This is a genomic window from Rahnella sp. CG8 (genome assembly GCF_023701875.1).
In the GTDB taxonomy this organism is placed as follows: domain Bacteria; phylum Pseudomonadota; class Gammaproteobacteria; order Enterobacterales; family Enterobacteriaceae; genus Rahnella; species Rahnella aceris.
Genome location: NZ_JABAED010000022.1, coordinates 22,500 through 37,093, shown reverse-complemented (window position 1 = coordinate 37,093; position 14,594 = coordinate 22,500). Strand labels below are relative to the sequence as shown.

The window sequence follows — 14,594 nt, the reverse complement described above, 5'->3', positions numbered from 1 at the left end:
TCGTCGTTAATCTCTGAAAATGAGATCTCCGCCACAAATATAAACTGAATCCCTGCGCCGGAATGCCGATGACACCCTATGGCGTTTTTTTCGTCAAGGCCGGACTTGCCCGCTGGCAATGCCTTTATCGCTGTCACTGACCGCCCGGAACAGGCGGTATACAGGATCAATTGAGCGGAACAAAATAAAATGGATACTCCTACACAGTTAACGACCAGAACCTCCTTTATCAGCAATATTCGCCTTGTTACCCTGATTAGCCTGATTCTTACCGGGATCCTTTTCCTTTTTGCTGTGTCCATCGGCACCTCCGGTTTCTTTCTGAAGCAAAGTAATGCCGCGCTGGCAAACGCCACCCAGGAGCTGCAAATCCGTCTGGCGCTTTCCAACAGTTCAAACCATCTGCGTACCGCACGTTTGCTGTTGATTCAGGCCGCTGCAGCCGCGCGTATTGGCGATCAGGATGTGTTTAGCCAAAACCTGAAGGACGCTGCCAGCCGCATTAAACAGTCACAAACCTCGTTTGATATGTATATCAACCGGCCAAATAAAACCGATAAAGATCGGGCGCTCGATGAACCGCTGAAAAAAGCCTACGACGCCTATCTGACTCAGGGCATGGCGCCGATGCTGGAATCGGCCAAACAGGCACATTTCGAAGAAGTGATTTCTCAGGAAGCAGAAACAGTACGTGGCCTGGATCTCGCCAATAACGTCCCGCTGCTGGCGGCGATTGCCTATCGCACCCAAACCGCTAACACCATCAATGATAAAGCGCAGCGCAATGCCGTGCTCGGTTATACCCTGATGGGCGGCGGGTTCCTGCTGGCGCTGGTCCTGACCTTCATCACTTATCTGGTCATGCGCAAAGTGATTATTCATCCGCTGAACCGGATGGTGATGCGCATTCAGAAAATTGCCGAGGGAGATCTGACGCAGCCCACCCGGGCACATGGCCGGAATGAAATCGGCGTACTGAGTAACAACGTAGATCAAATGCAACGCTCGCTGGCGTCAACGGTGCTGACCGTACGTGAAGGCGCGGTGTCTATTTATCAGGGGTCGACAGAAATTGCTTCGGGCAATACCGATTTATCATCGCGAACTGAACAACAGGCGGCGGCACTGGAAGAAACGGCTGCCAGCATGGAACAGCTGACGGCGACGGTGAAACAGAACTCCGAAAACGCCCACCACGCCAGCAAACTGGCCGCCGACGCCTCCAATAAAGCGCAAAAAGGCGGGAATATTGTGGCGGAGGTTGTCAGTACCATGGATAAAATTTCCCGCAGTTCGACCAAAATTGCTGAAATCACCAATGTGATCAACAGCATCGCTTTCCAGACAAACATTCTGGCGCTCAATGCCGCCGTGGAAGCGGCACGCGCCGGTGAACAGGGGCGCGGATTTGCGGTGGTGGCCAGCGAAGTGCGCAGCCTGGCACAACGAAGTGCACAGGCAGCGAAAGAAATCGAAGCGCTGATTGAAGAATCCGTCGATTACGTCGGCGAAGGCAGCATTCTGGTGGGCGATGCAGGTGACACGATGTCAGAAATTGTCACCGCGGTCAGCCATGTGACGGACATCATGGGCGAAATCGCTTCCGCATCGGATGAACAAAGTCGTGGGATCAGTCAGGTCAGCCAGGCGGTGTCGGAAATGGATGGTGTCACACAGCAAAACGCCTCACTGGTGCAGGAAGCCTCAGCGGCGGCCGCGTCACTGGAAGAACAGGCCGCGCGCCTGACACAGGCTGTCGCGGTGTTCCGTCTGGATGGCAACACACGCAGTGCGCAGCCACAGTCCCCGGCATCATCCCGCGCCCTGCCCGGCCCGGCTTCCCGTTCGTCAAAAGGGGTGAACGATGAGCCGAACTGGGAAACGTTCTGATAGTCGCGTCAGCGTTATTCCTGACGGGCAATAAATAAAAAAATACCGGTGGCAAACCTTCTGCCCCGGTATTTTTTTATTCGTAGCGGATGTAGCGTAAACGTTATTCAGAACCTTCACGTGGTTCGACAAACGTGCCGTCTTTGGTGTCGCCTTCATTGAAGAACCAGATGCCCGCCGGATATTCCTCCAGCGAAACCAGATACATGACGCCTTCGTAAAATTCCTCTACGGCTAATACTTTACCTTCGCGGCGCGGCCCGCCGTCGGTTTTCACTGTCACAAGATCATTAACTTTCATCAGGTTATCCCATGGTTTTCAATTATGATTATTGTAGTACAGACCACCGCACAAAGGCATGGCATGAAAGGAAAGATAATGCGAAACGGTAAAATACCCCTGCGGGACTCCTTTTCATTTTCTTAACGAATTGAAGCAAGAATCCTGACTTTCATTTTCTCTATACTGGCGGTGTGCTTACCCCCCGAGGAAGTACATAATGAATGTCATAAGAAATATTTTGCCCGCCGTTATGCGGGCTTTTTTTTATCTTTTTGCCAGAGACCGCCGGATAAAACAGCAGACGCTCGCAGAAATGACAAACGGCGTATCAACGATACGGTTAACTGACAAGGGGTTAATGACAAACAACAGACGTAAAAAAACCCGCGCATGCGGGTTTTTGTCATCTGTACTTTTATCGCTGAAACAGCGGTAAAGTAAGATTAGATAGCGGTAACGTTAGCCGCAGACGGACCTTTAGCACCGTTCTCGATAGTGAACTGTACGTTCTGGCCTTCAGCCAGGGTCTTGAAACCTTGATCCTGGATAGCGGAGAAGTGTACGAACACATCTTTGCTGCCGTCAGCAGGAGTGATGAAGCCAAAGCCTTTAGACTCGTTAAACCACTTAACCTGACCTTTCATCATTGACATAAGAATTACCTTTTAAAAATAAATTTCGCCACCATGGGCATGTTATAGCCGGATTTCAGTCGTTACTTATGGAGGCACTAAGAAGGAAATTCGTCAGAGCAGGGTTATCATGGATAACGCTTTAAATTGGAACAACTTTACTCAGGATGTCGTGCATAAATAGGTCTGTACCACAGGCCGGTATGTATTTACTCATGACTGCCCTTTAATAGCAACTCTTTTTAATGCAATGCTGCGGTAAAGCGCGAAATTAGTCTAATTTTGTACCGAACAGTTCAATAGATGTACAGTTATCAGGCTATTTTTCAACAGGTTGTGGTTTATCGGCCGCTAAGACCGCTCCGCAATGTGCGCAAAATTTTGCATCTATTTCATGGCCAGAATGCAGACAAGTCTGACAAGAACGGGCAGCACGCCCTTTTTCCAATTCCTGCGACATATAAGCCGTTAAAATCCCGGTCGGCACGGCGATGATCGAATACCCCAGCAGGATCAGCACCGACGCAAGCATTCTTCCCAGTGCAGTATGCGGTGTAATGTCCCCGTATCCGACCGTCGTCAGCGTCACCACGGCCCAGTAAACAGACGCGCCCAGCGACGTAAATCCGCCGTTGCCGCCTTCGGCAGCAAACATCAGCCCGCCGAAAAGACAAAGAATAATGGCGACAAAGCCAAAGAAGATGCAGAGCTTACGTTTCGCACGCATCAGGCTGCGCCATAAAACCCCGGCGTCGCTCATGTAGCGCAACAATTTCAGTACCCGCAGCACACGTAAAATTCTCAGCAGGCGGATGAGGATCTCCAGATTCCCCGCCCCCGCGAAGGAAGGCAGCATCCACAGGATGTACATGGGCAGAATGGTGCAGAGATCGATAATGCCGAAAAAACTCACCGGATAACGGGTTTTGCGCGGCGAACAGACCACCCGTAAGACGTATTCCACCGTAAAAAGCGCGGTAAACCCCATTTCGACCAGGCCGAACAACGGGATGATATTGGGTGTCGCCGGAAACAAGTCATATGCACTGGATTCGATAAACAGCAGCAGAACGCTGAGCAGTGACGCCAGGATCCAGAATATTTCCATCCGGCGGCCGCTGCGGGTGCGGTGTTCAAATAAAAGGGCATAACAGCGGCGTCGGGCTGACGCAAAAAAGCGGTAATCCTGAGACATAACCGGCACCAGCAAAAAGGAATTATGGCAAGAATAGACGCTTTTCATCGCCCTCGCCTGCGGACAAAAAGTCCAAAAAAAACGCCGGTCGCACAAGGTATTGGTGAAATACACTGTGCGACCGGCGTTGACTGACGGCACGGAGAATTAATCCATTAATTCAGACACCGCGTGACGAACATATGCCGTGATTTGCGCGACGTCGTCTGCGTCTGCACTGCCGCCGCCAATCGACCGCACGGTATTCTCCAGATGGCCGATATCCTGTTCAACTTTCTTGGCAATCTGCACTTTAACAATAGTGTCGACTGAAGAGATAAAAGCCCGCATGACAGCTTTCAGCGCGAAAATCTCACCGAAAGAATCGTACGCAGGTTTGTCAGAGGCCGCTGGTTGAGCAACCCGTGGTGGCAAGTTTTTCAGCCTGTCCACATGTTCAATCATCAGATCCATGTCTCTGATGAGTTCGTCAAAACTCTTAGCCACTGGTTTTCCTTCGCCCGGCGAAAGGCAGCAGGATACCACCGCGCTTTCAAGCCGAGAAGTCACAGAAACGTGTAAAGAGTAAATTTCGCCACAATGCGCCCGCCCTGCCGGGTTCTTCTACACAGAGAGTCGTAAGCCGGACAGGCGCATCAGGTCGCTATTTAGCTGCTTATTTAATCAACGCAGCGCAATACGGCCTTTCAGGCGTTTTTCAATGACGCCATATCAACAACAAAGCGGTATTTCACGTCGCTTTTCAGCATGCGTTCGTACGCGCCGTTGATGTCCTGCATGTCGATCATTTCCACATCACAGGAAATGTCATGCTCAGCACAGAAATCCAGCATTTCCTGGGTTTCAGCGATACCACCGATCAGGGAACCGGCGACGGTTTTGCGGCCCATAACCAGTTTGCCGCTGTGCAGCGCAGGCTCGACTGGCTCAATCAAGCCGACCAGAATATGGGTACCGTCACGTTTGAGCGTGTCCAGATACGGGTTCAGATCATGTGGATTAGGCACGGTGTCCAGGATGAAATCGAAGTGGCTTTTTACCGCGGCCATTTGTTTTTCATCAGTAGACAGCACCACGTGGTCCGCGCCCAGACGGTAAGCCTCCTGCTCTTTGCCTTTGGAACGGGTGAACAGCGTCACGTCTGCGCCCAGTGCTTTGGCAAATTTCAGGCCCATGTGACCCAGACCGCCCAGGCCCACCACAGCCACTTTGTGACCTTTACCGATTTTCCAGTGTTTCAGCGGAGAATACGTGGTGATACCGGCACACAGCAGCGGTGCAGCAGATTTGATGTCCAGTTTTTCAGAAACACGCAGAACGAATTTTTCTGAAACCACGATTTGTTCGGAATAACCGCCGTAGGTCATCATCTTGTCATGACGATCATGGCTGTTATAGGTCATGGTAGCGCCTTCTTCACAGTACTGTTCCAGGCTTTCCGCGCAGGATTCACAATGCTGACAAGAATCGACCATACAACCGACACCGACGGTGTCGCCCACTTTGAAGCCAGAGACTTTCGCGCCAACCTGTTTCACGCGTCCGATAATTTCATGCCCCGGAACCATCGGATAAATGCTTTGATGCCATTCATTACGCGCCTGGTGGATGTCAGAGTGGCAAACACCGCAGTACAGAATGTCGATCACAACGTCGGTATCACGCGGGTCACGGCGAACAAAATTATGAGGCGCAAGAGGCGCATCCGCTGAAAGTGCAGCGAAACCACGAACGTTAAGCGTCATTTTTATCTCCTGATTGGATTACGGAATACTTCATGCCCGCAGAAAAGGCAGGCACCGCAAAATTATGACGGTTTAAGATGACTTACTGATATAACGATCCTCGCCATTACTTGCCTGAATCTGTTTTTTTCAGGATTTTCAGGCGGGATTGTGCAGAGACTAAACAGTGGCACTTTGCCCGCAAAGCGCCACGTTTTCAGAAAGGATTAAATCAGACCCGCTTCTTTCAGTTCGCTTTTCAGATAAGCGTAATAGATAGGTGCAGCGACCACACCGGGTATGCCAAACGCCGCCTCGAAGATCAGCATCGCCAGTAAAACCTCCCAGGATTTCGCCTTGATGCGGCTGCCAACAATGCGGGCATTCAGGAAGTATTCCACTTTGTGGATGATGATCAGATACGCCAGCACCAGCGCGCCGACCCACAGCGACAGCGACAGGCCGACGATGAAAATCAGCGTATTCGAAATCAGATTACCGATAACCGGCAGCAACCCGCAGACGAAGGTCACGACAACCAGCGTTTTTGCCAGCGGCAGATGAATGCCGAACAGCGGTAAAATGCCAAACAGGAAAATACCTGACAGCACGGTATTGATCAGGGAAATCTGGAACTGCGCAAAGACCACGTTACGGAAGGCTTCGCCCAGCAAATGCATCCGCTGCAACAGCTCCTTTTTCAGCGGGGCGTTCAGCTCGCCCTTGCGCGGCTGCTGAAGCGAGATAATCGCACCGAGGATCATACCGATAATCATGGTCAGGAAAACGTGGGCAGCATTCTTGCCAACGGCCTGAATCATCACGATATGTTCACGCAGCCATTGCAGGAAACTGCGCTGCAACTCTTCAATATTCGCCGGTAAATAATGCAGTAATACCGGCGATAAACGGCTTTGTGCGTCTGTCAGCAGATGCGAGACCATGGCGTTAAACGCCACCGGATTACGCATATCCTCCATCAGAAAATCCGCAATGCCCGCAATCGCCAGCGTCAGACAACTGATCACCAGGGTCGCGATAATGGCCACCACCACCCAGCGGGCACGTTCGCCACTGATGATTTTTTGAAAGTACGGGGTAAGCGCATTGATGAGTTCAAACACTAAAAAACCGGCAATAAAACATGCCAGTAAATGAAGAGGAAGAATCAGTAACAGCCCGCCCATCACAATCAACACACTGAGCCAGCGAATTTGATTCGATCTCATAATCTGCATTGCCTGTATCCTTAAATCTCTGTTCACCGGGCTTTGCCCTGACGTGGTCACATCATAGCACTGAACGCCGGCGCACAATCCTCCGGTAAGTTAAACAGTTAAGAAAATTTTGACTGGCGGGGAGGTTCTTTTATTATCCCCCTGAAAAAGTCGTAAAGAAAATCTGAGAGTCTGGAGAAAAGTATGTCTGAATTAATCCGCGATAAACTGAGCCTGCCTGCAGGGCACGATAAATTATTACTGCATTCCTGCTGCGCACCCTGCTCGGGCGAAGTGATGGAAGCCATTCAGGCATCGGGGATCGACTATACAATTTTCTTCTACAACCCGAATATTCACCCGCAGAAAGAATATCTTCTGCGCAAAGAAGAAAACATGCGATTTGCCGAACAGCATGGCATTCCTTTTATTGATGCAGATTACGACACCGATAATTGGTTTGCGCGGGCGAAGGGCATGGAAAATGAACCTGAGCGCGGCGTGCGCTGCACCATGTGTTTTGACATGCGTTTTGAACGTACGGCGTTATACGCCTTTGAACATGGTTTCAGCGCCATCACCAGTTGTCTGGGGATTTCCCGCTGGAAAGACATGAAGCAAATTACCGGCAGTGGCGAACGCGCGGCGGCGCCTTATCCGGGCATGGTTTACTGGGATTATAACTGGCGTAAAAAAGGCGGCTCTGCGCGCATGATTGAAATCAGCAAACGCGAACGCTTTTACCAGCAGGAATATTGCGGCTGTGTTTATTCCCTGCGCGACAGCAACTTACACCGTAAATCTCAGGGCCGGGACTTAATCAAACTCGGTGTGAAATATTACGGCGACGAAGACGGCGAATAACCCCGCCCCAGCCCCTCTCTTTTTGTTATACCCGTCCATCAGGCCGGGTTATTTATTCTGTTATTTCGCCCGCGCCCTGTCAGATACGCCAGTCACTATTTCCATACCAGTTATTTATTTCGTCAGAATGCTAAACATCAGATTCATAGAATAATTTCCTATGACCTCTCCGGCCTTTGCATCTTGCGTTCACCGTTAACGCTTGTTACTTTCCGCCTCACGCTTTTTATATACGCATTAATTCTAAGTAATAACACGCAGTTATTACCCGCGTATAGCGCTGTTCAGATCCATTAAAAATATAAAACAAACACAACATTATTGAGGGACAAAATATGTGGGTTTTAATTGGTATTCCGATCGTCGTGCTGGGTTTTGCACTGCGGTTTAATCCTTTATTAGTGGTGACCGTGGCCGGTATTTCTACCGGTCTGGCGGGCGGCATGCATACCATCGACATCATCAGCGCCTTCGGCAAAGCGTTCACCGATAACCGCTATATGGGATTGATCTGGCTGACACTGCCGGTGATCGCGATCCTCGAACGCAGCGGCCTGAAAGAACAGGCCCGTCATCTGATTTCCAAAGTGCATGCCGCCACTACCGGCCGTGTGCTGATGCTGTACTTCTTCCTGCGTCAGATGACCGCCGCACTGGGGCTTAACTCGCTGGGCGGTCATGCACAGATGGTACGTCCGCTGATAGCGCCGATGGCTGAAGCTGCGGCCACCACCAAATACGGCGATTTGCCTAATGATGTGCGACAGAAAATCCGTGCTCACGCGGCAGCCGCCGATAACGTGGCGGTGTTCTTCGGTGAAGACATTTTCATTGCCGTGCAATCTATCCTGCTGATCAAAGGTTTTCTGGAACAGTACGGCATTAACGTTGAACCGCTGCACCTGTCTGTCTGGGCGATCCCCACCGCCATTGCTGCGCTGATTATCCACTTTATACGGTTATGGCTGCTTGACCGCTCGCTGGCTAAACGCTTCGACGTTCATCACGGGAGTGCAGCGAAATGATTAACCTGCAGACTGTTTATATTCTTGCGGGCCTGATGTTCTGCGCCTATGCGTTCTTCAACGTGCGCGATAAAAGCCATTCCCGCCGTTATGTCAACGCGCTGTTCTGGGGCATTTACGGTGTCACTTTCCTGTTTGGCGCTGAATTGCCGCACTTCGTGACCGGCTGTATGGCGATTTTACTGGCGGTCATCGCCGGTAGCGGGAAACTGGGTAAAGGCAAATCAGACAGTGAGCAGCCCGGACAGGTCGAAAAACGCGAAGCGGGCGCCAAACGTTTTGGCAACAAACTGTTTATTCCCGCCCTGCTGATCCCGATTGTGACCCTGATCGGCACCCTGACGCTGAAATACACGCCGCTGGTGGAAGCCAAAAACGTGACGCTGATTTCGCTGGTACTCGGTACGCTGGTGGCCTTTATTGTGGCGCTGGTTATGCTGCGTGATTCGCCGGTCAAAGCCGTGAAAGCGGGCGGACAGACGATGGATACCGTCGGCTGGGCGGCTATTCTGCCGCAGATGCTGGCCGCACTCGGCGCGCTGTTTGCGCTGGCGGGGGTCGGTGGCGTGGTATCTGAACTGGTCAAAAACATCATTCCGCTCGGCTCACCGCTGGCGATTGTGATTGCCTATACCTTCGGCATGGCACTTTTCACCATGATCATGGGCAACGGTTTTGCCGCCTTCCCGGTGATGACCGCGGGGATCGGGCTGCCACTCATCGTCAACCAGTTGGGTGGAAATCCGGCGATTATGGGCGCGATCGGCATGTTGTCCGGTTTCTGCGGCACCTTAATGACGCCGATGGCGGCCAATTTCAATATCGTGCCTGCGGCGTTGCTCGAATTGCAGGACAAGAATGGCGTGATTAAAGCGCAGTGGAAAACCGGTGTATTGCTGTTGCTGGTGAATACCGCGTTTATGTATTTCTTTGTGTTCCGTTTCTGATAAGGAAAGACGATGACGACGCAACAAAGTACCGCCCTGACGCCAGAGATGGCGTCCCGTTTTGCCTCACTGGCGCTGAATCATTTAACCCGTGAATTCCCGAACAAACTCATGCATGCCATGAGCAGCGCGGCAGATGCGCAAACGCCACGCCAGTTACATCCGGTCTTTTACGGCAGCTATGACTGGCATTCCTGCGTGCACGGATACTGGTTATTGCTGCGCCTGCTGGATCGTTTTCCGCAATTACCGGAAGCTGAAAAAATCATTGCGGTGATCGGCCAGCATTTCACGCCAGAAAACGTCGCCGGTGAAATGGCCTATCTGCAACAACCGCAACATGCCGGATTTGAAAGACCGTATGGCTGGGCGTGGTTTCTGGCGCTGAGCCAGCAATTGCATGAGATGGCATTGCCGCAGGCTGCTGAATGGGCAAAAACGCTGGCGCCGATGAGCCGGTTCTTCGAAAAGAGTTTTAGTGAGTTTTTGCCCAAAGCCACCTATCCCCTGCGGGTCGGCAGCCATTTTAACACCGCGTTTGCACTGGCATTAACGCTTGATTATGCGCGCTGCGTTAAGCATCACAAACTGGCAGAACTGATCGAAGAAACGGCGCTGCGCTGGCATCTGGAAGATGTGCATTGTCAGGCGTGGGAACCGGGCGGTGATGAATTCCTGTCACCCTCCCTGATGGAGGCTGAACTGATGCGGCGCGTTCTGCCGGGCGAAGCATTTGTGACCTGGTTTGGCCGTTTCCTGCCGGATCTGGCTCACAGTCAGCCTGCCACGCTTTTCACCCCCGCCACGGTCACTGACCGCAGTGACGGTAAAATTGGCCATCTGGACGGACTGAATCTCAGCCGCGCCTGGTGTCAGCGTTCGCTGGCCTCTGCGCTGCCAGCGGGCGATGCGCGTGCGGCCTTGCTGCGCCAGACGGCAGAAGCCCATCTGCACAGCGCGCTGAACCATCTTGACAGCACCTACATGGGCGAACACTGGCTGGCGACCTTTGCCCTGTTGGCACTCGAAGCCTGACAGTCCTCTTCCTCTGTTCAGCCGCAGGGTTACCGTGAAATCGTTAGCGAATAATCCCGCGCGCTGAATCAAGGAAAAATGCATTGAAGTGGCACAGTAACGGATATTCCGCGCTGAGCTGCTCAATTTCCCCCTTCACCCGTTCCACCGATTCCGGCTGGTGATAAAGCAAATCGTACAGATAGCGGATGACATTTTGCTGCGCTTTTCCGGCCCGGCAAAATTCCGTTGCCTGCTCGTTTATCCCTTTCGGCACCGCGCGATTTCCCCCCGCTATCACAAAAGGCGGCACGTCCTGCACCACACAGGTATTAGCAAGGAGATGGACGCCCGTGCCAATAATACAAAACTGATGCACCGCGCTCAGGGCATCAATCCGGGCATCACTGCCTAATGAAACATGCCCCGCCAGAGCACTGTGTTCGCCGATAAACGTGGCATTTCCTATCTGACAGTCATGGCCGACATGCACGCCCCCTTCAAACACATTCAGGTGCCCGATCCGGGTCATACCACCGCCCTGCACGGTGCCGCGATGCAGTGTCACGTGGCGGCCAATGCGGTTTCCATTGCCGATTTCCAGCCCGGTGGGTTCTCCGGCGTATTTCAAATCCTGGCTGATCTCGCCAATGGATGAGCCCATGCCAATCTGGTTATCCGTGCCAATTTTGGTATTGCCGTTGATAACGACATGAGAAGAAATGTGTGTTCCTTCGCCGATTTGCACGCCGGCGGAAATAAAGCAGAAAGGCCCGATAACCACTCGCGGACCGATAATGACACCTGGCTCTATGATACTGCTGGCCGCAATTGTGGCCGAAGATGAAATCAACACGAACATCCTTCTGACAGCCAGCAGGCAGTCAGTAGTGAATTAAACCGGACAGGCATAATCAGGGAAAGATCAAAATGAGCGGAGGGAAACGCACTCAGAGAGGTTTAAACAAGGGGAGTGTTTCGTTGAACATCCGCATCGCTACACGGCACAGCATAAGGCTTGAGGATCGAAAAGGCGGTCTCTTATATTTTTTTTATTTTCTGAACCTTTTCGGAAACGCTGCATAATGAAAATTTTATGACAGGTAGATTAAGGCTTTCTTAAGCTTGGATGAATATCCTATTGGATATTCGTTTCTATACGTTATGTTTCCTTCACATCAACGCTGCTACCACCACCCTGTTGGGAGTTTTCATTGCGCTCTATATTTCCGAAGATTAGCTACTTTACGCTGACTTTACTGCTGACCCTGTATTTTACCTTTATCGTTAATCTGCCGATTTTGCTGCATTTTTATCACATCTTACATGCACTGCCCGCGTACAACCTGGCTTTTGCCCTGAGCATTCCGGTTGCGCTGTTTGCCGCACTGAACTTTGTGTTCACCCCTTTCAGCTTTCGTCCATTGCTTAAGCCGTTCTTTATTATCGTGCTGCCGGTCAGTGCCCTCGCCAGTTTTGCGATGATGACCTTCCAGGTCGTATTTGATCGCGGCATGATCGAAAATATTCTCGAGACGCAATCGGCTGAAGCGTCGTCTTACCTGAATCTGAAAGTGATACTGTGGTTTGTCTTCACCGGCGTTTTGCCCGCTATTTTGCTTTTCCTGACACCGGTCAGCTATGAAAAAACGCCGTTACGCCGTCTCGGTGTCCGTCTGGTGTCGATGGTGATTTCATTGCTGGTGGTTGCCTCCATTGCCGGGATTTTTTACAAAGATTACGCCTCTGTAGGCCGTAACAACCGCACCCTGAATCTGGAAATTGTGCCGACAAACTACCTCTACAGCGCGTTCCAGTACATCAATCACCGTTACTTCACGCCGAAAATGCCGTTCCAGACTATTGGCAACGATGCAAAACTGGTGCAGCAACCGGGGCAGAAACCAAATCTGGTGTTCCTGGTGATTGGGGAAACCGCGCGGGCGCAAAATCAGTCATCTGAGGGTTACGCCAAACCGACTAATCAGTACACACAGGCTATTCCTGACGTGGTGTTCTTTAATAAAATGACGTCATGCGGCACGGCAACGGCGATTTCTGTGCCGTGCATGTTCTCGAATATGAAGCGCACCCGCTACGACGCCAACCGCGCCCGTAACAGTGAAGGCTTGCTGGATATCCTGCATAAAGCCGGTGTTTCGGTGTTCTGGAAAGACAATGATGAAGGCTGTAAAGGCGTATGCGACCGTGTGCCGAATATCACCATCGATACAAAAAAAGACGGTAAATACTGTGATGGCGATACCTGCTACGACATGGCGCTGATGCAGAATATCGATGACGACATCAAACCTGACGGCAAAAATACGCTGATTGGCTTACATCTGATCGGCAGCCACGGCCCGACGTACTACAAACGCTATCCGCAGGAATTCCGTAAGTTTATGCCTGACTGCCCGCGCAGCGATATTGAAAACTGTTCTCAGGAACAACTGGTGAATACCTACGATAATACCCTGCTTTACACGGATTACACGGTGTCGCAGGTGATTGAGAAGGCGAAGCAGTATCAGGATAAGTACAACGTGGCCGTGATTTATCTTTCTGACCATGGCGAATCGCTGGGTGAAAATGGCCTGTATTTGCACGGCACGCCTTACAGCGTGGCACCGGCGCAACAGACACACGTGCCGATGCTGTTCTGGTTATCCAGCGGTTATGTGAAAGCGCAGGGAATTGATCTGCAATGCCTGAAATCGTATGCCGTGAACAAAGACGTTTCACAGGATAACCTGTTCCACACCGTGCTGAGCGCGATGGACGTGCAAACCTCGGAACGTGATCCGCAACTGGATATTCTGGCAGCCTGTCGTACATCACAAAGGTAATCACGCCCCTGTTGAAACGGTTTGCTGCCAGAACGTTATGGCAGCAAACCGCACTCCGTCAGAATGCTTTTTGCCAGCGTGCTGACCGTTTTATCAAACCGCTCAGATTCATTATCCATCACCATATACAAAGCCGTTTGCCGCACCGTTCTGGCTGATAATTCCAGTCGGCGGAGCAAACCGCTCTCCAGCGCTTTTTCCACACTTTCCAGCGGCAGCCAGCCGTACCCCACGCCCACCGCAATGGCTTCCATCGCGGCCCCGACGGTGGTGAATGTCCAGCTGGCAACAGGGCCGGATGACACATTTTCTGCACGCGGCGTGTGCCGGTCGGCCACGCTAATCAGCGGAAAACGCGCCAGATCCTGCGCAGTCAGCGGAACGGTGAGGCTCATCAGCGGATGATCGCTTTTGGCCACCGGCACAAAATCCACGTCGAGCAGGAAGCGCCCCTGTATCGCATTTTCCGGTGCCAGTGTGGTGATGTATAAATCCGCAGATCGTTCATTTAATTGCTTAAGGCTTTCGCCGCGCAGAATTTCTGTCAGATGAACACGGGTATCGGGAAACTGCTGCTGAAAATTTTTGAGTGCGCGAAACAGACGGTATTTGGGAAAGACACTGTCGACAACCAGGCTCAGTTCGGTGCGCGTCCCGTCTTTCAGCCCGGCGGCACGGTGCTCAAGTTGCAAAAAGGCGGAAATCAGCGGCGTGGCCTGCATCAGCAACGCCCGCCCCTGTTCCGTCAGCGTCGCTTTACGTCCATGAATCTCCAGCAATGGCAGACCGAGACGTTCCTGTAACCCACTCAGGGCATAACTGACGGAAGACTGACTGCGGTTCAGTACCTCTGCGGCCTGCGCGTAACTTCCTTGTTCAATCACCGTTTGTAATACCACCCACTGCTCAAGTGTGGTGCGTGGAAGTGCCATACTGTTCCTTCCTTCAGATAAA

The 14,594-nt window shown here is 51.8% G+C and carries 14 protein-coding genes; 6 read left to right on the top strand and 8 right to left on the bottom strand.

Features of this window, described 5'->3' with window-relative positions; translation table 11 throughout:
- The first annotated feature begins 189 nt into the window (after positions 1 to 189).
- Positions 190 to 1,890 carry a methyl-accepting chemotaxis protein gene (locus tag HGO41_RS18905; protein ID WP_112151872.1) on the top strand — a complete coding sequence of 567 codons (1,701 nt, stop codon included), beginning with the start codon at positions 190 to 192 and terminating at the stop codon, positions 1,888 to 1,890.
- A 103-nt stretch (positions 1,891 to 1,993) separates the two neighbouring features.
- Here the strand turns inward: HGO41_RS18905 and dsrB are convergent, their stop codons facing one another.
- The 6 genes from dsrB to HGO41_RS18875 all read right to left on the bottom strand — a co-directional run bounded on the left by dsrB (position 1,994) and on the right by HGO41_RS18875 (position 6,962).
- A complete protein-coding gene (gene dsrB, locus HGO41_RS18900; protein WP_013575248.1) occupies positions 1,994 to 2,191 on the bottom strand; it encodes a protein DsrB in 198 nt (65 codons plus the stop codon).
- 425 nt (positions 2,192 to 2,616) lie between these two features.
- Positions 2,617 to 2,826, bottom strand: coding sequence for a transcription antiterminator/RNA stability regulator CspE (cspE, locus tag HGO41_RS18895; RefSeq protein WP_013575246.1), 210 nt, complete (start codon positions 2,824 to 2,826; stop codon positions 2,617 to 2,619).
- A 298-nt stretch (positions 2,827 to 3,124) separates the two neighbouring features.
- Positions 3,125 to 4,048 carry a potassium channel family protein gene (locus HGO41_RS18890; RefSeq protein WP_013575245.1) on the bottom strand — a complete coding sequence of 308 codons (924 nt, stop codon included), beginning with the start codon at positions 4,046 to 4,048 and terminating at the stop codon, positions 3,125 to 3,127.
- A 99-nt stretch (positions 4,049 to 4,147) separates the two neighbouring features.
- Positions 4,148 to 4,486: a hypothetical protein gene (locus tag HGO41_RS18885; RefSeq protein ID WP_013575244.1), complete on the bottom strand. Its 339-nt coding sequence runs from the start codon at positions 4,484 to 4,486 to the stop codon at positions 4,148 to 4,150.
- A 200-nt stretch (positions 4,487 to 4,686) separates the two neighbouring features.
- A complete protein-coding gene (locus HGO41_RS18880) occupies positions 4,687 to 5,745 on the bottom strand; it encodes an NAD(P)-dependent alcohol dehydrogenase (RefSeq protein ID WP_131638896.1) in 1,059 nt (352 codons plus the stop codon).
- 206 nt (positions 5,746 to 5,951) lie between these two features.
- Positions 5,952 to 6,962, bottom strand: coding sequence for an AI-2E family transporter (locus tag HGO41_RS18875; protein ID WP_013575242.1), 1,011 nt, complete (start codon positions 6,960 to 6,962; stop codon positions 5,952 to 5,954).
- Positions 6,963 to 7,145: 183 nt separating this feature from the next.
- Here HGO41_RS18875 and HGO41_RS18870 point away from each other — a divergent pair, with 183 nt between their 5' ends.
- The 4 genes from HGO41_RS18870 (at position 7,146) to HGO41_RS18855 (ending at position 10,812) form a co-directional block, all read left to right on the top strand.
- Positions 7,146 to 7,805 carry an epoxyqueuosine reductase QueH gene (locus HGO41_RS18870; RefSeq protein ID WP_112197698.1) on the top strand — a complete coding sequence of 220 codons (660 nt, stop codon included), beginning with the start codon at positions 7,146 to 7,148 and terminating at the stop codon, positions 7,803 to 7,805.
- 335 nt (positions 7,806 to 8,140) lie between these two features.
- Positions 8,141 to 8,830 carry a DUF969 domain-containing protein gene (locus HGO41_RS18865; RefSeq protein WP_013575240.1) on the top strand — a complete coding sequence of 230 codons (690 nt, stop codon included), beginning with the start codon at positions 8,141 to 8,143 and terminating at the stop codon, positions 8,828 to 8,830.
- Positions 8,830 to 9,777, top strand: coding sequence for a DUF979 domain-containing protein (locus HGO41_RS18860; RefSeq protein WP_373689693.1), 948 nt, complete (start codon positions 8,830 to 8,832; stop codon positions 9,775 to 9,777). Before HGO41_RS18865 ends, HGO41_RS18860 begins: the two co-directional genes overlap by 1 nt.
- A gap of 12 nt (positions 9,778 to 9,789) precedes the next feature.
- Complete coding sequence (locus tag HGO41_RS18855) at positions 9,790 to 10,812, top strand: DUF2891 domain-containing protein (RefSeq protein WP_131638894.1); 1,023 nt, start codon at positions 9,790 to 9,792, stop codon at positions 10,810 to 10,812.
- A gap of 43 nt (positions 10,813 to 10,855) precedes the next feature.
- Here HGO41_RS18855 and lpxA read toward each other — a convergent pair whose 3' ends face one another.
- Positions 10,856 to 11,644, bottom strand: a complete 789-nt coding sequence (lpxA, locus tag HGO41_RS18850; protein ID WP_041673215.1) for an acyl-ACP--UDP-N-acetylglucosamine O-acyltransferase — start codon at positions 11,642 to 11,644, stop codon at positions 10,856 to 10,858.
- A 361-nt stretch (positions 11,645 to 12,005) separates the two neighbouring features.
- Between lpxA and HGO41_RS18845 the strand changes: the two genes are divergently transcribed.
- Complete coding sequence (locus tag HGO41_RS18845) at positions 12,006 to 13,640, top strand: phosphoethanolamine transferase (protein ID WP_121019404.1); 1,635 nt, start codon at positions 12,006 to 12,008, stop codon at positions 13,638 to 13,640.
- A 35-nt stretch (positions 13,641 to 13,675) separates the two neighbouring features.
- On the opposite strand, the gene HGO41_RS18840 is transcribed toward HGO41_RS18845, so the two are convergent.
- Positions 13,676 to 14,572: a LysR family transcriptional regulator gene (locus HGO41_RS18840; protein WP_013575235.1), complete on the bottom strand. Its 897-nt coding sequence runs from the start codon at positions 14,570 to 14,572 to the stop codon at positions 13,676 to 13,678.
- Between the last annotated feature and the right edge of the window lie 22 nt (positions 14,573 to 14,594).

What these genes read in the sequence shown, in the direction of transcription:
- HGO41_RS18905 (WP_112151872.1), top strand. Translation starts at nt 190, where the DNA reads ATGGATACTCCTACACAGTTAACGACCAGAACCTCCTTTATCAGCAAT.
- dsrB (WP_013575248.1), bottom strand. Translation starts at nt 2,191, where the DNA reads ATGAAAGTTAATGATCTTGTGACAGTGAAAACCGACGGCGGGCCGCGC.
- cspE (WP_013575246.1), bottom strand. Translation starts at nt 2,826, where the DNA reads ATGTCAATGATGAAAGGTCAGGTTAAGTGGTTTAACGAGTCTAAAGGC.
- HGO41_RS18890 (WP_013575245.1), bottom strand. Translation starts at nt 4,048, where the DNA reads ATGAAAAGCGTCTATTCTTGCCATAATTCCTTTTTGCTGGTGCCGGTT.
- HGO41_RS18880 (WP_131638896.1), bottom strand. Translation starts at nt 5,745, where the DNA reads ATGACGCTTAACGTTCGTGGTTTCGCTGCACTTTCAGCGGATGCGCCT.
- HGO41_RS18875 (WP_013575242.1), bottom strand. Translation starts at nt 6,962, where the DNA reads ATGCAGATTATGAGATCGAATCAAATTCGCTGGCTCAGTGTGTTGATT.
- HGO41_RS18870 (WP_112197698.1), top strand. Translation starts at nt 7,146, where the DNA reads ATGTCTGAATTAATCCGCGATAAACTGAGCCTGCCTGCAGGGCACGAT.
- HGO41_RS18865 (WP_013575240.1), top strand. Translation starts at nt 8,141, where the DNA reads ATGTGGGTTTTAATTGGTATTCCGATCGTCGTGCTGGGTTTTGCACTG.
- HGO41_RS18855 (WP_131638894.1), top strand. Translation starts at nt 9,790, where the DNA reads ATGACGACGCAACAAAGTACCGCCCTGACGCCAGAGATGGCGTCCCGT.
- HGO41_RS18840 (WP_013575235.1), bottom strand. Translation starts at nt 14,572, where the DNA reads ATGGCACTTCCACGCACCACACTTGAGCAGTGGGTGGTATTACAAACG.